The following is an 18,865-nucleotide window of genomic DNA, read 5'->3' as shown; positions in this document are numbered from 1 at the left end:
TATCACACCTTTCCTTTATACTAAAGCCTGCTCCAGTCTCTATGGGTCTGGGCGTAGCGCAGGAATATATCGTCGGTCAGCTTAAGCCTCCGGGCCAGCTCACGGGCAATGTTCATCATAAGGAGGGCGAAAAGCTCGATATCTTCCGCCCGGAGCTCCAGGAGTGCCTGCCGCGACAGGACCATGACTTCGCAGTCCTCGAGGGCAACGGCCGTGGAATTATGCCGTTGCATGGACATGAGGGAGGCGACGCCGAAGGACTCGCCCACGGACAAGGTCTTCTTCTCGAGCACAATCCCCCTGTCGCCAATAAAAAGCTCGACCTTACCGTCCTTTACAATATAAATGTAGGAGGGCTCATCCCCTTTCTCAAAAATAAGTTCCCCTTTCTGAAAGGAGCCGAACTCCAGGCGGCGAAACATCTCCTCGCGCTGTCGCTCGGACATACCGCCCCATAAAGCCACCTCCGAGAGAATGGGTGTTACGGATTCAATATCCGTAAGCGGAATATATGTCTTCATGTGTGCCCTTACCCCCTTTCGAACAGACCCTTTCTTACCATTCTACAGGATATGAAGGATGATTTCATCAATAAAGGACGGCGGCGAAGAAATGTCGTGACCCGGCCCGGACGGGGCAGCCTGTTTGACTTCCGGCTCTAAGGTGCTTATGCTCCCTGTGCAGATCACGCGGAGGTGAGCTATGGATCAGGACGATGTAATACGGAAGGAGCTGGCCATCCTCATAAAGGGGGGCAACGCGCATATGAGCTTTGAAGAGGCCGTCGCCGATTTCCCCCTCGAAAAGATAAACACCCCGGTAACGAATTCCAATTACCTGGTCTGGCATATGCTTGAGCATATGCGGATAACCCAATCGGACATCCTCCAATTCGTGATAGATCCGAAGCACGTGTCGCCCGAGTTCCCCGAAGGCTATTGGCCCAAACCGGAGGCAAAGGCAACCGCCGCACAGTGGAAGAAGATCGTTCACGCGATAAAATCCGATTCCGAGGCCATGGTCGACCTCATACACAACCGGGAGACCGATTTGTTCGGTCCCATCCCCCATGCCACCGACTATTCGATTTTTCGTGAGGTCCTCCTGGCAGCGGACCACAATGCTTTTCATCTGTCCGAGCTGGTCACGCTCAGGCGGGTACTCGGTTTAAACCCCGTAAAAGAGTACTGACGGAACTTTCGAAGACGAATTTCAGCTGCCCATAGATCGCAGCAAAAATAGCAATACCCCATAAGGTTTCTCTTGCTTTTTTTCAAGCCCTATTTTACTATTTTGTCACTAGAACGTATACAACTTGCCAAGGCTGGAGATAAGGCCTTCTGACCCGGAATGTTTCCCATTAATGCCGCCTCTATTCTCCAGGTTTTTGTACGTCAAGATTTGCAGTGCCACATTGATCCGGTATTATTTACAGTTCGTTTTTGTACGTGCGAAAGGGACAGCTCTTTGCACGAAAGGAGGGTAGCGGATGATCATTACCATTGATGGAAGGGCTTGTGAGGCCAAAGACGGCCAAACAGTGCTCCAAGTAGCAAAGGCGCATGGGATTCACATCCCGACGCTGTGCGATCTGCCGGAATTGACCCCTACAGGGGCCTGCCGGGTATGTATGGTAGAAGTTGACGGTGCGAAAAGCCTGATGGCTGCCTGTTCGTCTCCGGTTTCGGAGGGCATGAACATCAAGACCCAGACGGAGAGGGTATTGGAAGCCCGCCGCTTTGTCGTGGGCCTGTTGTTGTCCTGTCATCCCCTCGATTGCCTGACCTGCGAAAAGGGAGGGGATTGTGCCCTCCAGAACCTCGCGTATGACCTCGGATTAACAGGTCCGGCACTGAAAGGAGAGATGCATGAATATCCCGTCGACACCTCGAACCCATTTATTATTCGCGATGCCAACAAATGCATACTCTGTCAGAGATGTGTCCGCACATGCGACGAGATTCAGGGAATCCAGGCCATAAAAAATAGCTATCGCGGTTTCGATACGAAAGTGACCACTGCTTTCGATAGCCCTCTGCAGGAGAGTAACTGCGCATTTTGCGGTCAGTGCGTGCAGGTATGCCCCGTAGGCGCGCTCACGGAAAAAAAGGCTAAGGGTAAGGGACGGGCCTATGAGACGAAAAAGGTGCGCACCACCTGCCCCTATTGCGGTGTCGGTTGTCAGCTTTACCTCCACACCAAAGGAGAGCAGATAGTCAAGGTGACGGGCGTTGAGGGAGCTTCTCCGAACAAGGGCCGGACATGCGTGAAGGGAAGGTTCGGCTATGATTTCATGTATTCCGGGGACAGGCTGACTACCCCGCTCATAAAGGAAAATGGAGAATTCAGGGAAGCATCATGGGATGAAGCCCTTGACCTCGTTGCCGCCAAATTCAAGGAGATTATCGCCCAGAGCGGTCCGGATGCAATCGCCGGGGTCAGTTGCGCCCGCAGCATCAACGAAGATTCTTATCAAATGCAGAAATTATTCCGCGCGGTGATCGGTACTAATAATATCGACCACTGCGCCCGTACCTGACACGCTCCCACCGTCGCCGGTCTGGCGCAATCTTTCGGTTCGGGAGCAATGACTAATTCTTTCGGAGAATTCACGGATGCAAAGATGTTCTTCTGCATCGGCACCAACATGACCGAGGCCCATCCGGTGGCTGCCACCTTCCTTAAAAATGCACTGCGGAAAGGCGCAAAGCTCATCGTGGTGGACCCGCGCAAGCAGCCTCTCGCCAAAATAGCGAATATCCATTGCCAGCTCAAGGTAGGCAGCGATATCGCCTTCTTGAACGGCATCATGAACGTCCTTATCTCGGAGAACCTTTACGATAAGGACTTTGTAGAGCGCAGGTGTGACAATTTCGACGCCTTCAAAGCGAAGGTAATGGAATACCCGGTGGAACGGGCCGCGGAGATCTCAGGTGTGGAGGCGGAGAAAATCCGCAAAGTCGCCCGTCTTCTCGCGTCGGTAAAGCCTGCCATGCTGATCTATACCCTCGGGATAACGGAGCATATTACCGGGAAGGACAATGTAATGAGCACCGCCAATCTCCAGCTCCTGCTGGGTAATATGGGAATGCCTTCCGCCGGGGTAAACCCTCTCAGGGGCCAGAACAATGTACAGGGCGCCTGCGATATGGGCGCGCTGCCTAATGTCTTCCCCGGCTACCAGAAAGTAATCGACCCGGCAATGACCGACAAGTTTAAAAAAGCTTGGGATGTGGACACACTGCCCGCGAATAACGGCCTCATGATGCCCCGGATGATGGAGGGACTGGTCACGAAAGATATCCGGGCATTTTACGTATTCGGCGAGAATCTTGCGAATACGGAGCCGGATATCCGCAAGGTCGAGCACGAGCTTGGCTCCGCGGAATTTCTCGTGTGTCAGGATATCTTCCCCACCGAGACCACCCGTTTTGCCCATGTAGTCTTCCCCGCCACCGCATGGGGTGAGGATGACGGGACATTCTCGAGTAGTGAACGGCGCGTGAACCGGGTCCGCAAGGTGAAGAGCCCACCCGGTCAGGCGAAACCGAACTGGTGGATCTTCAAAGAGCTCGCCCGTCGCATGGGGCACGAATGGAGCTCCGGCAGCTCGCGCGAGATCTGGGACAAGGAGGTCTCGGTCCTGGCTCCGGCCCTGGGTGGCATCAAATATGACCGCATCGAAGAGGACGGCCTCCAGTGGCCTTGTCCCACTTTAGAACATCCGGGTACGCAGTTCCTGCATCGGGACGGCGTATTCACTCACGGAAAGGGCGTATTCAACCCGGTCGACTGGCAGCCCGCCGCGGAAGTCGCGGATGAAGACTACCCCTTCGTCCTCAGCACGGGACGCCGGCTCTTCCACTACCATACCCGTACCCAGACAGGGCGTTCCGGGATGGACGAGCTCATGTCGGAAGAGACCGCAGACATTTCACCGGCCGACGGTCAAAGGCTCCAAATCGAAGAAGGGGAATATGTAAAAGTGCGCTCCAGGCGCGGCGAAGTGAATGTCAGGGCCCGGATAACCGACCAGGTACCGCCCGGCATGGTATGGATGTCCTTTCACTTCCGCGACGGGTCGGCCAACTGGCTGACCAATGCGGCATACGACCCCGTAACGCTGACCGCGGAATACAAAGCATGCGCGGTCAATATTGAAAAACTGGGTGGGCCGGTGTCGGGGAGCATCTAATAGACCATGGGCATGGACGATCGGATAGAATGGTCTGAGCTGAAGTAAAGGGCCTGAAGTTTAAAATTTTGGATAGGGGCTATCACCCTATCCACCAAGAAAGGGGGCACGATGTCGCATAAACCGGTAGAAATTATACAACTGGCAGGAGATGCAGGCAAATATAAGGGGAACCTCGGAATCCCCAACTGGCTCGTAAGGGCCTTTATGGCAGGTCTTTTTATTGCAGTGGGCGCCGCCCTCTGCACCGTGTGCGGCACGGGGCTCGAAAAAACCATGGGACCCGGCTTTAAGTCCCTTATCGCGGGCGCCGTCTTCCCGGTAGGCCTCATCGCTATCGTGCTTACCGGCATGTCTCTCTTTACGGGAGATACGATGCTTATCCCCATGGCGGTCTTTCAGGGGAAGAGTACGTGGGGCAAGGTGGCGAATGCCTGGTTCTGGGTATACATCGGAAATTTTATCGGCGCTCTCTTCTGGGCATACCTCATGGCCGTGGGTCCCTTCAGCAAAGGAGGAGGTCCTGAGTTGACGGTATTCGGACAGAATGCGATAGGTATCGCGGAGGCAAAGACACTTCCTTATATTGCGGCAGGATCGATGGGCATATGGTCCGCGTTCATGAAGGGCATAGCCTGCAACCTGCTCGTGAATGTAGCCATTCTTCTCGCCATATCCTCCAAGAACATGGTAGGAAAATTTTTCGGCATCTGGTTTCCCATTATGGCATTCGTTTCATCGGGATTCGAGCATAGCGTCGCCAACATGTATTTCATCCCCACCGGGATCATGCTGGGCGCGAAGGTCACATGGGCACAATTCATCCAATGGAACCTGATACCCGTGACCATAGGCAACATTGTAGGTGGATTCATCTTTATCGGGGCGGTTTATTTTTATTCTTTCAAGAAGGAGCTCTTTTCCGTCTCGCCTACCTGATTATTGAGTGTAGCGCCGAAACAATGAATCAATCAATGCTGACGGGACGTCACCGGTAGTAGGGGTCCCGTCAGCATTGCTCTCGTTATGCGCCTCTTAATGTTCATCATGGCGATCCCCTCTCCGATCACGGTAATAATCCGGGCGATCGTTCCAATAGTCCACGGGGTAGCCCCTGTACCTGTCATCATGATAATATCGATTGGAGCGGTAATAGCCGTCATCGGGGTAAGGACCCACAACGCATGAGGCTGTCCCCGTCAATATTGCTACGATGAGTAATTTAGCATATAATCTCATGCCTCATTTGGCCCTTTTCTTCAGTCTTTCACACTAATGAAATGTAGGGCTCTAAAGGCCGATGTCAAGACTGACGCGAGTGGGGGCGGCAATGTCAAGGTGCACCGGGGGCCACCGGAATAGGTATTGATAACAGGCGGAAACATGGGGTACATTCATTCAGGCAAAGGGGCCCCTGAATTCGGCAAGAAAATTATTAGAGGAAGGATCGATATGGACGAAGCTATCACACAGGGACAACGTATCACAGAAATACTGGGTGCGGACAATATGGCCGTTACTTTAAAATCACTGACACTGTACCGGCAATATCTAAGCCGAACACTCGATCCGTCATGTGTAATGACCGGCGTCGAAGGCCCTTCATGGGAGGAAAAAAACATGAGCGGCATTGATAATACCCCCGGTCATGAAGTCCTGAAAAAGGAGCAAGCTTCCTGTACCGATATTTACGAGCTGAAGCGTTTCGAAGAACTGATCGACGAAATCACAGGAATCCTGGTAAAAGTAAAGCGGGTAAATGACAACCACCGTTTCATCCTCGAGCTGGCGTCGCTGAAGGCAGTAGATGAAGCATCAAAGAATTACACCCTTCTGGATGATTATTCAGTCTGGTTTGCGAATCGCTGAAACAAAGTTCGGGCATCAGGGGCTCCCTGCATGGCCGGTATGATTCCGCGGTTATTCGACCGGCGCGGGTGATCTGAATTTTATGGCGGGCGGCAACTTGTAAGGATATGGCCGCTGCCAAAGTTCGGTATTGATTCAGCCTCCCGGCTGGAGTAGCGCTGCCACAAATTTCCTCGACAGGCGTCGCCGTCGCTCTTTCGCTCCCTTTGTGGCTTGGATTTCACGCGACCGGGCACGAGTCACACAGTGGACACGCCCTCGCCTTTGCCGGATCGATGGTGTTTTTTCTCGGCGCAGTCCTGGTATTGGCATTTTTGGAAGGTCGCGGACGGGGACAACCCGAAGGACGGCTCGGCACTGCATATGTTGTGGCGGCAGCGTTGAGCATTCTGATCCTGTCAAAGACCCCTTACGGAGAGATCGGCTGGCTTAGCCTCATGAAGGGAGAGATCATCACGATTTCCAATTTCGATCTCCTCTTGACGGCGGCAGTGCTTGCGCTCTTCCTTGCGGGCCTGGCAATGTTCCATAAGGAGCTGCTTCTCGTCTTTTCGATCGGGAGCTCGCGATCACTCTTTGAAAAAATGTGGTTTTTTGGGATATTATGCTCGGTTTAATGATCGGCCCCAAGGCCAGCCGGCAGCGGAACTACCTGAAGCATAATGATGCCCCGTGGCCATGTTAGATCTCTAACCACCTTTATATTTATCTTACTTCCAGCACCATTCCGTCCCACAGTGCCCCTGCCAGACCTACTTCATTCCCCCACTGATCATAAACTTTTTTGCCTTTTTCGACCTCTTCCAGGAAATTCGCGCCAATCAGGGCGTGTCGCACGGTCATTCCCGTCGGGAGGTGAACCTCCACATTGTTGACCGTGACCGTCATCAGGGCAGCTCCTTTATCCTCCCCTCTACCTGGGGGTTGACCGTCTTTTTCGCGCGCACGTAATCGATCACCACATCCCTTATCCATCTGCCCGAATCGCTGTAGATGAGGTTCTCACCCTTCATCGCACCGCCCATTACCGCATAATCTCCGGACGACTTTACCGCCTCGCCGAAACTTTTATATCCGTCTCCGCCGGCTGCGAGAAAATCATTCGTGGCCACCGTATATATTTTAGTTGCCTCGAGTGGTGCCCCATTTATCAGGACCTCTTTTATTCTCGACCCTTTCGGCGCAGTCTTCGAATAGGTGAAGCTCAGGCCGGAGACCTGGGGAAACGCGCCTTCCCCGTTTTCCACCCCCGATACCCCATGCTCCAGCGCCTCGCGGACCTGATTTCCCGTGAGCTTAAAGGCTACTATGTAATTATCGAAGGGCAGGACGCCATAGACGTCTCCCATGGAGACCCTCCCCCTTGGAATGCTCGTCCTTATGCCTCCTCCATTGATGATCGCCGCGTCGGAGCCTGCCTTTTCCCTTATAATGTCTGCCACCATATCGCCCAGATTGGTCTCTTTCTGCCGCACGCCTGTTCCGTCAAGATCGACCCCCGCCTCTCCGACGGCTGCTTTCATTGCCGCACTGATCTCTCCGGCATATTTGTTCACCGTAGCGGCCACCAGGGTATTTTTCTTCATCTTCGCCGGCTTTATCTCTTCCAAACGGCTCTGGGCATACACGACCTCCCCCCTTCTCACCGTAAGGTCGAGGACCCCGAGGACACGGCCATGCTCCCAGGCCTGGACTATAATCGTTTTCCCTACCGGTAAATATGAATCGAGCTTCGTGTGGGTATGGCCGCCCACTATCACATCGATGCCTTTGACCTTCTCGGCGAGGCTGAAGTCCATATTGATGCCGATGTGGGAGAGGACTACAATGATCTCCACCTTGTTCCTGAGCTCTCTCACGTATCGTTCCACGACCGTCTCGGGAGATAGAAACTTCAGGCCCGCCACGTTTCTCGGATGGGTGGTGAAGGGCGTATCTTCCGTCACCACGCCGATAATCGCCACGGTGACGTCGTTGATCGTCTTTATTACATAAGGCTTCAGCTCCTTGATACCCTCTACATTCGCGCCCAGAACCGGAAATTTGGCCTCTCCGATCCTCTCCCTTAAGATTGCCTGGCCGTAATCGAATTCGTGGTTTCCCACCACCATGGCGTCGAACCGCATCTCGTTCATCACCTTTATGACTGATTGCCCCTGAAAAAGGTTGGCCCAGTTGTTCCCCTGGATCATATCGCCCGCGGCAACGAGAAGGGCGGGCTTTTCCTTCCGCAGCGTCTCCGCCCGTGCCGCGAGATAGGCGATGCCGCCCACCTCTTCATCGGACCCCATGGCCTTATGCTCCTGCGCAAAGCCATGAAAATCATTCATGTAGAGGATCCTTATCTGCTTCATATCGCTGAAGGCGTCGGCGTGGGAGAGGGACGGAATGAAAAGCATTGCCCATCCCAGAAATAATACGAAAGCCCTCAGTAGCTTGTGCATGTTAACCCCCCAAAATTTTGCGTAATGAACGCATGAAATAGGCATTCGATTTATGTCTTCCTACCGGCAGCCGCACATATAAATCGTCGTTTTCACTTTGAAATCCTTCTATCATAATACCCTTCGCGAGAAGCTCCCGGCCTAGAGCTTCCCATTCGCCCTTCATCCGGAGGAGGACGAAATTGCACGGCGTGTCGATCATATCCACGCCCGGGACGGTCGACAGCTTTCGACTGAAATACGCCTTCTCTTCCGCCACGAATTTGAATGTCCTCTCCCTGTGCTCCCGGTCTCTGAGAGACGCCTGCGCAGCACGGAGCGCCAGAGAGCTTATCTGGGCCGAAGGCCGTGCGGGCTCTATTTTCCTTATCAGCCCGGAAGGGCCGATCATGTAACCGAGTCGAAGCGCCGCAAACCCGTGATAAAGAGAAAAGGTCCTCAGGATCACGGCGGACGCGGATTCCGCCACCTCTCTGACGGGTGAAACAACAGTGGTATAGTCTCTGAAGGCTTCGTCGATAACGAGGATAGTGCCGGCAGCCGCGGCTTCCGAGATAAGGGTGGAAAGATCCTCTCCGGAAATGGCCGTACCCGTCATATGGTGGGGGTTTCCCAGGATGAGCATGTCAACTTCTTTCATCCGGTCGCAAAGCCTTTTGACGGGTATGCTGAACTTGCCGTCTCCCTCCGTGGGGATCAATTCTATTCCGGCCGAATGCGGAGCCAGAATCTCGTGAACCCTTTGGGAGCAAGGGGAGAGAAGACCCACGACCTCCGGCTTCACCTTGTCCATGAGCAGGCCGAGAAGATGGGTCGAGCCGGCGCCGAAGAGAATCCGGTCTTCCTCCAGTCCTTCGATCCTGCAGAGGTATCTTTTCAGGTACCGCGCCTTCTCGTCCGGAAAGAACTCGAGCCGGCCCGCCTCTTTCCTTACGGCCCGGGCCGCCTTGTGGGACGGACCCAAAGGGTTGACGCCGGTGGCAAAATCGTGGATCCGGTCCAAAGACCATTTTCCTTTCTCGGCAAAATCATAAAGGTTCATCTCATACTCCCAAATAGGCTTCGATAACAGATCTGTCGGTTTTCACGTCGCGGGAAAGACCTTCCATGGCCAGTCTCCCATTCTCCAGTACATAAGTCCGCTGGGAGTGCTCCAGGGCCATATGGGCGTTCTGCTCCACGAGAATAATCGAGATGCCCTTTTCAGAGTTTATGAGACGAATGAGAGAGAATATCTCCCTGGTGATGATGGGCGAAAGACCCATGGATGGCTCATCGAGGAGAAGAAGCCGCGGGTTTCCCATGAGGGCCCTGCCCATGGCCAGCATCTGCTGCTCTCCGCCGGACAGAGTTCCGGCCTGCTGCTTGATCCGCTCTTTGAGGCGGGGAAATGTAGAGAGGACGAGGTCGAAAAGCTCCTTCTTCAGCTCCGAAGATTTGAGGACGTACCCCCCGAGCTCCAAGTTCTCCTTCACCGAAAGATCGGGAAAGACCCGCCGTCCTTCGGGGACCATGGTGATGCCCAGCCTCACTATCCTGTCGGGCCTCATGCCCTGGATCGCTTTTTTTTCCCATTCTATATATCCCGACACAGGTTTTATAAGGCCGGTGACCGTCTTGAGGAGTGTGGACTTACCCGCGCCGTTGGCCCCTATGACCGAGACGATCTCTCCAGGTCTCACGTGGAGGGAGAGGTCGTGAAGGGCGCCTATAGCCCCGTAATTGACCGAAAGGTTTCTGACCTCCATCAGCATGAGACTACCCCTTCCTTTGGAAATAGATCGAAGAGAGTGTGCGGCGGGGTCATGCGAATTCATCCCCCAGGTATGCCTCGATTACTTTCTTATCTTTCTTCACCTCTTCGGGCAGGCCCTCCATGATCTTTTCTCCGAAATCCATCACCATCACCCGGTCCGACAGTCTCATGACGAGTCCCATCTGGTGCTCTATGATAAGCAGGGTAAGCCGGAATCGCTCTTTCACCACCCTTAAGGTGTCCACGAGATCCATGATCTCCCTGGGGTTCATGCCCGCACCGGGCTCGTCTATAAGCAGGAGCTTAGGATCGGTCGAAAGGGCCCTGGCCAACTCCAACCTTCTTTGCTCTCCATAAGGGAGGCTTTTTGCGGGATAATCTTCTTTCCCCGAGAGCTGAAAGAACTCGATCAGCTCTCTCGCCCTGGCCTCGGCGTGTGCCTCTGCGTGGAAATAGCCGTCGGTCCTGAAGATAGTGGACCAGATGGAATAGCCTTTCCTCCTCAGAAGGGCTGCCAGGAGGTTTTCGAAGACGGTGAGATCGCCGAAAAGCCTCATATTCTGAAAAGTTCTTCCGATACCGATATGGGGAAGCTTGTAGGGCGCCATGACAGTGATTTCTTTGCCGAAAAACCTTACCGACCCTGAATCGGGCCGATAAAATCCCGTAATCAGGTTGAATACGGTCGTTTTCCCCGCCCCGTTCGGTCCTATGATGCTGAGCGTCTCGCCCTCATTGACCTTAAAGGAGATGGAATCCACGGCCTGGACGCCGCCGAAGCTCTTCCTCAGGTCCTTTACTTCGAGGGCGATCATATCGTCCAAAACCCGCCTCCGAACGTCATGACCTGCCCCATCTCGAGGTTTTGGTAATGAGGCCGTAGGGCCTCCACATCATCAGGATGATGAGGAACAGGGGGATCAGGACCCACCTTAAATCGAGCATATCCGTGGGCAGGAGTATCCTCAAGCCCTCGATAACGCCCACCCATATGAGCCCGGCGTAGATAGTGCCCGTGATGCTCCCCATCCCGCCTATGATGACAATGATAAGGAAGTCGATCGATTTCAGGATGTCGAAATTGGAAGGATGGAGGAAAGTGTAGAGATGAGCATAGAGCGCACCCGCAACCCCGGCCAGCGCACAGCCGAATGAGAAGGCCATGAGCTTCATCCTTGCCGTGTCGATCCCGATCGAAACGGCGGCGAGCTCGTCGTTCTTGATGCAGCGCCAGAAGAGACCGTATCTCGAAAATATGATATTTCGCGTGACAAGAATGAGAAAGACCATTACGGAGAGGGTGAGCTCGAGATTGGTGATCCGCGGGATACCGACGAACCCCCGTGAGCCGCCCAATATATCGGTGATTTTATCCGAGTTATCGAGGATCACCTTAAAGAGGGTTCCCAGCCCGAGGGTGGCGATTGCAAGAAAATCATCTCGCAGCTTGAGAACGGGAATGCCTATCACGTAGCCAACCGCCCCCGTAACCACTCCGCTCACTACTATGGCAGGCAGAAAGCCGAGCACCCCTTCGATACCGAAGACCCGCGTCAGATAGGCGGACACATAGGCGCCGAGACCGTAGAACGCCGCGTGGCCCAGGGAGAATTGTCCCGTATACCCGTAGATCACATTGAGCCCCAGGGACGCGAGGATAACGATGAAGGCATAGAGGGTAATCTGCTCGATATATTGAGAGACGATGCCCAGGGAAAAGACGCTCTTGAGGACCACATAGATGAGGAGGGAAAGAAAAAGGAACTTTCTCGATTCTTTGAAAAAATTCATACTTTCTCGATCCTTTTCCCGAAGATGCCGCTCGGCTTCAGAAGGAGGACCACGAAGAGAATGATGAAGATTACGCCGTCCCTGAAGGTGGAGGAGAGAAAGGCCGAAACGAAGACCTCGGAGAGACCGATAATAAAGCCCCCGAGAACCGCGCCGTGAATGATCCCTATACCGCCCAACACCGCGGCGATAAAAGATTTGATCCCCGGCATGACCCCCATGAATACGTTTATCTGGGGATAGGCAATGCCGTAGAGGATACCCCCCACGCCCGCAAGGGACGCGCCCACCACGAAAGTGAAGGAAATGGTCCTGTCGATGTTTATGCCCATGAGGGAAGCCACCTCTTCGTCGTACGAGACCGCCCTCATCGCTTTCCCCTGTTTCGTCCGGTAGACCAGATAATAGACGCCGGTCAGCGCCGCGCCCGTGACCGCGAAGATGAGAAGCTGCACGTTGGTGATGGAGAATAGCCCCAGGTCATAGGCAGTCACTTCAAAGGGCCGGGGAAACCCGATGTAATCGGGAGTGAAGATGGCTTTCAGGCTCAGGAAATATTCGAGAAAAAGGGAGACACCCACCGCGGTGATGAGGAGCGAGATTCTCGGCGCCTTCCGGAGCGGCTTATAGGCCACCTTCTCGATGATGAAGCCGGCGCAGCCTGTAAGGACCATGGTGATGACAAAGACGAAATAGATGGGAATGCTCAATTTTGCGATAAAATAATAGGCGATGAAGGCGCCCAGCATGAAGATATCGCCGTGGGCGAAGTTGATGAGCCGGAGCACCCCGTAGACCATGGTATAGCCGAGCGCAATGAGGGCATAGACGGCGCCGAGCTGAAGACCGTTAATGCACTGGTCGCATATATAGCCTAGGACTTCCATATATCACACCCGGAGCGTCTGCCATCGCTCGGCATATTAAGGCTCTATGGTCGTGACGTACCGCACTTTATCTTTTTCCATTTTCAGAATGACCACCGATTTGACCGAGTCTCCGTTTTTGTCGAAGCTGATGTTTCCCGTCACCCCTTTGAAGTTCTTTATAGTTCCAAGGCCTTTCACGATCTCCTCGGAAGTGGGCGATTTAGCGCTGTCGAGGGTCTTGAAGAGGATCATGGTGGCGTCATATGCAAGCGATCCCAGCGCGTCGGGCACTATGCCGTGCTTCTCCTTGTACTTTTTGATGAACGCCTGGGTCACGGAGTCTTTCCTGTCAGGAGAGTAGTGGTTCGTGAAGTAGCCGCCCACGATGGCGGAGCCCGCTATCTTCGCAAGGTCGGGAGAGTCCCAGCCGTCACCTCCGAGGAGTGTCGCCTTCACGCCTTTTTCCCTTATCTGCTTCGAGATGAGGCCGACCTTATTATAGTAATCGGGCAGGTAGACCACCTCCGGCTTCTTCATGGCCAACTTCGTGATCAGGGCGGAAAAATCGACATCGTCCTTCTGGTACGATTCATATGCCGTAATGGCGCCGCCCCCTTTAGTAAAGGTGGTCTTAAAGACGTCGGCCAGGCCCTTGGAGTAATCGTTGCTCACATCATAGAGCACCGCGGCGGTCTTCACCTTCAACTCTTTGAGCGCAAAATTTGCCGCAGTCGAGCCTTGAAAGGGGTCCGTATAGCAGGTCCTGAAGACATAGGATTTCCGCTTTCCGTCGCTCACCGTCACCTTGGGGTTCGTCGCCGTGCCGGTGATCATGGGAACCTTGTTCTTCTGGGCGATCTCGCTCATAGGAATGGCTACCTTGGACGTGAGGGGCCCTACTAACGCCACCACCTTATCCTGGGTAATCAGCTTAAGGGTCGCATTCGTCCCCTCGGTCGGATCGTTCCTGTCATCCGCGATGACCGGCACTATGGTATATTTTCCTTTCTTCGAATACTCCTCCACGGCGATCAAAAAAGCATTTTTTGTCGATTCACCGTAGGTCTTCACGTCCCCCGTGAGGGGGGTTACGACGCCTATTTTTACGGTTTCCTTCGCGAAGGAATATGGTATGAACAGGAAGGAGGCGAGTATTACACACGCCCCGATCATAGCCTTTCTCATGGTATAAATCCTCCTCCGGCACTTATGGTTTTGAAGCCTGTATATAAATAGAAACACAGTATTGGTGAGGATTGCAACGGTTTTGTCGGTGTCCTCCACCGTTTCGGACCCATTCACAGGAGGGACCATTCACCTTCAGGCGAGGGTTCCATGCCTCCGCCCCCATTCGCGTCGCTCCCGTTATCCGCCGGAACAATTGTACGGCCGCCAAAAATAATGTATAGTGAAGATACCGACATGAAGAGAATAGTCATAGGGACCGCAGGACACATCGATCACGGCAAGACAACCCTTATCAAGGCCCTCACGGGCATCGACTGCGACCGGTTGAAGGAAGAGAAGGAAAGGGGCATCACCACCGAGCTCGGGTTTGCCCACTATAGATCGGGCGACGATCTTTCCATCGGTATCGTCGATGTTCCGGGCCATGAAAAGTTCGTCCGCCATATGGTCGCAGGGGCGTGGGGGATAGACATGGCGCTGCTCGTGGTTGCCGCGGATGAAGGCGTCATGCCTCAGACCCGGGAGCACGTGGATATATGCGAACTTCTCGGTCTGAAAAGGGGCATCGTGGCCATTACCAAAACCGATCTCGTGGATGAAGAGATGGTGGAGATGGCAAAGGAGGACGTGGCGGATTTTCTGAAAGGCCGTCCTTTGGGTGGCGCACCTATCATACCGGTCTCGGCGACTACAGGCGAGAACATAGAGCTTCTCCGCAATACGATCCACGACATGGCGATGGAGCTTGAAGAAAGGTCCAGGGAGGGCATCTTCCGGCTCCCCGTGGACAGGGTCTTTACGATCCGAGGCCTCGGCACCATTGTCACGGGCACCTGCATATCCGGCTCAATCAAAGTGGGGGACGAGATCGAGATATACCCCTTCCGTAGGCGCGCCAAGATCAGGAACATCCAGGCGTACCATGAAGATGCCCCCGAAGCGTCGGCAGGCCAGCGCGTTGCCCTCAATCTTCAGGGCGTCGAGAAGCAGGAGGTCGAGAGGGGCACCATTATCGGACGACCCGATACGCTCATCCTCTCCAATAGAATCGATGCGACGCTCACATACTTGAAGCTCCCTTTGAAACCCGTGCGAAATGACACTACCCTGCGTTTCCACATTGCCACGAACCAGACGGAGGCACGGCTTATCCTCCTGGAGGCGGATCAGATAGAACCCGGGGAGGAGTCCTTTACCCAGTTCGTATTCCCCCATCCCATTGTCACCTTGCCCGGCGACCGCTATATCCTTAGAGGGCCTTACGCGATACAGACCATCGGAGGGGGCCAGATTATCGACGTCATGCCCCGGCGGCATAAACGAAAGACCGCGGGTCTCGATGAGATGTGCGAGCTCCTGTCCGGAAGCGACGAGATGGGGAAAGCGGAATTCCACATACGGAAAGGGGAGTACGGGGGAACAACGAGGAATATGCTCTCCGTGCTTTTGGGCAAGGAGACCGCCTTTACCGACCGCATCGTCTCCCGCCTCGAGGGGCAAAAGAAGGTCAGGGTTTCAGGCAGAATGATAATCCACACGGAGTGGCTCATTAAGTACAAGGAGATGCTCCTCGCCATTCTTCACGATTTTCATGCTAAGAATCCGCTCAAAGTGGGGATTTCCAAGGAAGAGTTACGGTCCCGCCTGCCTAAAGTCGAGCCCCAGATATTTCAGTTAGTCCTGGACGAGACCATCTCCGAAGCCAAGGTGGAAACGGATAAGGACAAGGTGAGGGAGCAGGGGAGAAGTGCCGGCACACAAGGCGGGGCAGAAGGGCTCGGAGACGAGGTACTCAGGAAGCTCGAGAGCTACGGCCTCACCCCTCCCGGGATAAAGGACCTTTCAGCGGAGACGAAGATCGCGGAAAAGAACCTCAGGGATGTCCTGGAGAGGCTCGTATTCGAGAAAAAGGTCGTCAAGACCAAAGGTGATATTTATTTTCATGGGAAAGTCATCGATTCTTTAAAGGAGCGGGTGACCGGACATCTGGTGGCGCAAAAGGAGATGGCTCCTGCCGATTTCAAAGGCATGTTCGACTTGTCGAGAAAATATATGATCCCCATCCTCGAATATCTCGACGAGATAAAATTGACCATAAGGGTCGGAGACAAGCGGGTCCTTCGGAAATAGCCGCTCAGGACACCCTATTGTTCCGGACTTAGCCCTTCCCGTACCTCCACCACCCTCTCCGAGATCCATCCCTCTTTCTTGCCGTAGATGTGGACCATAAACCACCTCTCCCCGTTCCGGTCCTTTTTTTCGTCAAAGATCCTGATCGTTTCATCCTTGAAAATTACCCCTATCCTCGGGGCGTCGAGATCCGGGGCGTTTCTGATGTTTCCTGCCTCGGCGACGACCAGCGCATTCTTCCCGGCGGCCGGGGAAAGGGTAATCTTTTCCGCCGCCTCCTTTTGCGGTGCCTGAGGAAGGGGTTTTGGCGGAATTATCTGCGAAGCTGGCTGAGATGTAATCTGGGGAGCGGGCTGCGCGGTGACTTGCGGAGCGGGCTGAGATAGCACTTGGGGAGCGTCCGGCGCAGGTCCTGCCCCGTTCACCGTCGGGGAAACGGGGTTTTGACCGGAAAGGGGTTTCTCCGGGGTCTGGCTCGCGGCCGGCGCCGGGTTGGCAATTCTTTTTCTGGCGAAAGAGTCGGAGATGTAAAAATAGGTTACCATCCCCGCGAGGAACAGGGCAACGAAGGCGAGGATCAGGTATGCCGGCCCGGGTCGCACTACTTTTTTGAACTTATCCGTCATAGGGGGTGAGGTCTTGAGCATGGCTTCGGAGTATTCAGGTCGTTTCCAGGGAGGGCGGTCCACAGGCCGCTCTATTGTCGAGATGCTGGAGAGGGACGGTCCCGTTTCCCGGGGTCCCTCTTCCCTTACATAAGGAAGGCTTTCGCCCTGGCCGGACATTGCCTGAATAGCCTTGGAAACCTCTTTGAAGCTGATTCTTGCCGCATGATTCGTATATCCCACAAGGAGCGAGAGGTCGGCAAGGGCGATCAGTGTCCGGGGGGAGCCTTTTGCATAGCGATGTATGATCTCGAGGGCGTCTTCCTGAAAGACTTCCCGTCCTTCTTCAGCCCCTGCCCTGTAGAGCCTGTAATTTACCAGTTCCTTTGTCTCCTCGAGCTTGAGGGGCACGAAATAATATCGCACCGGCAGTCTCTGCCAGAATTCGGGCATTGACTTTATAGTATGCCATAATGCCCGCTGACCGGAGAGAATAAAGGTATGGAGGTATTCGCCCATATGAGTGAGGTTGATCAGTATCCTCAACTCCTGAAGCACGTCGTGGGCCTCACAGAGAAGCTGCCCCTCATCTACTATTATAATGCTCTTGCCGCCCTGCTCCTTCGCATCGATCAGCGTGCTCTTCAGGACATCGAGGTTTCTGAGCTTGTCTTCGCCTGCCGGAATACCCGATATCTGACTCGTAATAAGGGAGATCATCTGAGCGGCACTCAGGGTGGGATGATCGATGTAGGCGTATCTGAAGGCATCGCCGTATCTCTCTTTCATATCGTCGATAAGTTTGAGAAGGAGGGTCGTCTTGCCGAGACCCGCGTCCTCCGAGACGAGAAGGACCCCGCCCTTTCCCGTCGTAATGGCATATTTCAGGCGCTCGAGACATTCATAGTACTGACCCGTCACACACATCATGCGGCTGTCGGGGGCAAGAAGGAAAGGGTGGCGGTCAAGCCCCCAGTATTGGAGATACTCCTCGATCATGGCTTACAGTATTTGTCCGGTACGTAGCCTATTTTAATCGCATCCATGCGGTTATGAAAGACTATTTTATTTTTGTCGGGTATTTTCAGGGCATTCTTACACGACGGCCTGTGAAGCACATAGCTTCTCTTATTTCCGATGTAATATTTCTCCGTGTCCTTCTTCTTTTCCTGCCAGAGCCCCCTCTCCTCTTCCATGGCCTTTTTCTGATAATCGAGGAGCATATCCTTATATTTCACATTGGGCGGCTTTACCGTCGCCCTCGCATATCCCCCCTTTACCAACTCTCCATTGATAAACACATTTTTGACGAAAACATATGCAAGGAGTCTGCCGTAGTGGTCCTTCTTTTCGGAATCGAATTCGAGTCTCACCTTCTTGAGGAGGACGAGCTTTTTATTATGGCGGGCAGCCTCTTTGGCGAAGAATTCGCTGCCCCCTTCTTTCAGAAACAGCTCCGGCGCATCTATTCCCAGGTACCGGACTATCTCTCCCGATTCCAGTTGGACTGTGTCGCCGCTCAGGACCTTTCTCACCACGAAATCCTTCCCGAAGGAAGCCGCGGCCATGCCTATGATGCCTATGAAGACAAATAAAGCGATAAGTCTCTTCATGAAGAAAAGATTTTACAATATTTTTGCCTTATGATAAACAACTATCATTGTCTCACTCATATGCCACAAGGAAGGTCTAAGCCATGGAAAAGGGAAAACGCTACGCGCTGTGGATACTTCTGTATTGCCTTTTGGGGGGATTTTGTTATGCCTCTCCTGCCGGTGCCGACCAGCAAGGTCTCTCTTTGGGATACGGTTTCGGCGCGCTGAACAAGAACAGCGAGTGGGGCCGTTTGCGGGGAGACAACGGCTACTACGATTTCATGGTATTGACCTATCAGTACGAGAAGCACCTGGTAAATAAGCTGAACCTCCTCCTCGAGCCTTTCGTCTCGGTGGTAAACAGGCCTGAAAACGGCGTTGAAGGCGGCTTCGGCCTTAGTGCCCGATATTATTTAGGTGAAA

General features: G+C 53.8%; 19 protein-coding genes. 8 read left to right on the top strand and 11 right to left on the bottom strand.

What is annotated here, in order from left to right; translation table 11 throughout:
• Positions 1-20 precede the first annotated feature (20 nt).
• On the bottom strand, positions 21-521 hold the full coding sequence (locus VGJ94_06580) for a cyclic nucleotide-binding domain-containing protein (GenBank protein HEY3276269.1): 501 nt from the start codon (positions 519-521) through the stop codon (positions 21-23).
• Positions 522-702: 181 nt separating this feature from the next.
• Between VGJ94_06580 and VGJ94_06575 the strand changes: the two genes are divergently transcribed.
• The 6 genes from VGJ94_06575 (at position 703) to VGJ94_06550 (ending at position 6,681) form a co-directional block, all read left to right on the top strand.
• Positions 703-1,191: a DinB family protein gene (locus VGJ94_06575; GenBank protein ID HEY3276268.1), complete on the top strand. Its 489-nt coding sequence runs from the start codon at positions 703-705 to the stop codon at positions 1,189-1,191.
• Positions 1,192-1,489: 298 nt separating this feature from the next.
• On the top strand, positions 1,490-4,195 hold the full coding sequence (gene fdhF, locus VGJ94_06570; protein ID HEY3276267.1) for a formate dehydrogenase subunit alpha: 2,706 nt from the start codon (positions 1,490-1,492) through the stop codon (positions 4,193-4,195).
• A 111-nt stretch (positions 4,196-4,306) separates the two neighbouring features.
• Positions 4,307-5,134 carry a formate/nitrite transporter family protein gene (locus VGJ94_06565; GenBank protein HEY3276266.1) on the top strand — a complete coding sequence of 276 codons (828 nt, stop codon included), beginning with the start codon at positions 4,307-4,309 and terminating at the stop codon, positions 5,132-5,134.
• A gap of 99 nt (positions 5,135-5,233) precedes the next feature.
• Entirely contained in the window at positions 5,234-5,383 is a 150-nt protein-coding gene (locus VGJ94_06560; GenBank protein ID HEY3276265.1) for a hypothetical protein, read from the top strand.
• A 264-nt stretch (positions 5,384-5,647) separates the two neighbouring features.
• A complete protein-coding gene (locus VGJ94_06555) occupies positions 5,648-6,064 on the top strand; it encodes a hypothetical protein (GenBank protein HEY3276264.1) in 417 nt (138 codons plus the stop codon).
• A gap of 206 nt (positions 6,065-6,270) precedes the next feature.
• Entirely contained in the window at positions 6,271-6,681 is a 411-nt protein-coding gene (locus tag VGJ94_06550; protein ID HEY3276263.1) for a metal ABC transporter permease, read from the top strand.
• Positions 6,682-6,769: 88 nt separating this feature from the next.
• Here the strand turns inward: VGJ94_06550 and VGJ94_06545 are convergent, their stop codons facing one another.
• The 8 genes from VGJ94_06545 to VGJ94_06510 are packed head-to-tail and all read right to left on the bottom strand — an operon-like array spanning position 6,770 to position 14,109.
• Entirely contained in the window at positions 6,770-6,952 is a 183-nt protein-coding gene (locus VGJ94_06545; GenBank protein ID HEY3276262.1) for a hypothetical protein, read from the bottom strand.
• Complete coding sequence (locus tag VGJ94_06540; GenBank protein ID HEY3276261.1) at positions 6,952-8,508, bottom strand: 5'-nucleotidase C-terminal domain-containing protein; 1,557 nt, start codon at positions 8,506-8,508, stop codon at positions 6,952-6,954. The genes VGJ94_06545 and VGJ94_06540 overlap by 1 nt, the downstream gene beginning before the upstream one ends.
• A 1-nt stretch (position 8,509) precedes the next feature.
• Positions 8,510-9,550: a histidinol-phosphate transaminase gene (locus VGJ94_06535; GenBank protein HEY3276260.1), complete on the bottom strand. Its 1,041-nt coding sequence runs from the start codon at positions 9,548-9,550 to the stop codon at positions 8,510-8,512.
• 1 nt (position 9,551) lies between these two features.
• Positions 9,552-10,262 (bottom strand): ABC transporter ATP-binding protein, encoded by a 711-nt coding sequence (locus tag VGJ94_06530; protein HEY3276259.1) that lies wholly within the window; start codon positions 10,260-10,262, stop codon positions 9,552-9,554.
• A 49-nt stretch (positions 10,263-10,311) separates the two neighbouring features.
• A complete protein-coding gene (locus VGJ94_06525) occupies positions 10,312-11,079 on the bottom strand; it encodes an ABC transporter ATP-binding protein (GenBank protein ID HEY3276258.1) in 768 nt (255 codons plus the stop codon).
• 25 nt (positions 11,080-11,104) lie between these two features.
• The gene (locus VGJ94_06520) at positions 11,105-12,055 is read right to left on the bottom strand and encodes a branched-chain amino acid ABC transporter permease (GenBank protein ID HEY3276257.1); all 951 of its coding nucleotides are present in this window, start codon (positions 12,053-12,055) and stop codon (positions 11,105-11,107) included.
• On the bottom strand, positions 12,052-12,942 hold the full coding sequence (locus VGJ94_06515) for a branched-chain amino acid ABC transporter permease (GenBank protein HEY3276256.1): 891 nt from the start codon (positions 12,940-12,942) through the stop codon (positions 12,052-12,054). The genes VGJ94_06520 and VGJ94_06515 overlap by 4 nt, the downstream gene beginning before the upstream one ends.
• 36 nt (positions 12,943-12,978) lie before the next feature.
• Positions 12,979-14,109: an ABC transporter substrate-binding protein gene (locus tag VGJ94_06510; protein ID HEY3276255.1), complete on the bottom strand. Its 1,131-nt coding sequence runs from the start codon at positions 14,107-14,109 to the stop codon at positions 12,979-12,981.
• Between the two features lie 237 nt (positions 14,110-14,346).
• On the opposite strand from VGJ94_06510, the gene selB reads away from it, so the two are divergent.
• Positions 14,347-16,242 carry a selenocysteine-specific translation elongation factor gene (gene selB / locus VGJ94_06505; protein HEY3276254.1) on the top strand — a complete coding sequence of 632 codons (1,896 nt, stop codon included), beginning with the start codon at positions 14,347-14,349 and terminating at the stop codon, positions 16,240-16,242.
• A gap of 14 nt (positions 16,243-16,256) precedes the next feature.
• Here the strand turns inward: selB and VGJ94_06500 are convergent, their stop codons facing one another.
• Together VGJ94_06500 and VGJ94_06495 are read right to left on the bottom strand one after the other, a co-directional pair.
• The gene (locus VGJ94_06500; GenBank protein HEY3276253.1) at positions 16,257-17,846 is read right to left on the bottom strand and encodes an AAA family ATPase; all 1,590 of its coding nucleotides are present in this window, start codon (positions 17,844-17,846) and stop codon (positions 16,257-16,259) included.
• On the bottom strand, positions 17,843-18,460 hold the full coding sequence (locus VGJ94_06495; protein HEY3276252.1) for a thermonuclease family protein: 618 nt from the start codon (positions 18,458-18,460) through the stop codon (positions 17,843-17,845). The genes VGJ94_06500 and VGJ94_06495 overlap by 4 nt, the downstream gene beginning before the upstream one ends.
• Positions 18,461-18,543: 83 nt before the next feature.
• On the opposite strand from VGJ94_06495, the gene VGJ94_06490 reads away from it, so the two are divergent.
• The coding region (locus VGJ94_06490) for a hypothetical protein (GenBank protein HEY3276251.1) at positions 18,544-18,865 on the top strand (322 nt) is incomplete at its 3' end.

The organism is Syntrophorhabdaceae bacterium (genome assembly GCA_036504895.1).
Classification (GTDB): domain Bacteria; phylum Desulfobacterota; class Syntrophorhabdia; order Syntrophorhabdales; family Syntrophorhabdaceae; genus PNOM01.
This window is presented reverse-complemented; position numbering and strand designations above follow the sequence as displayed.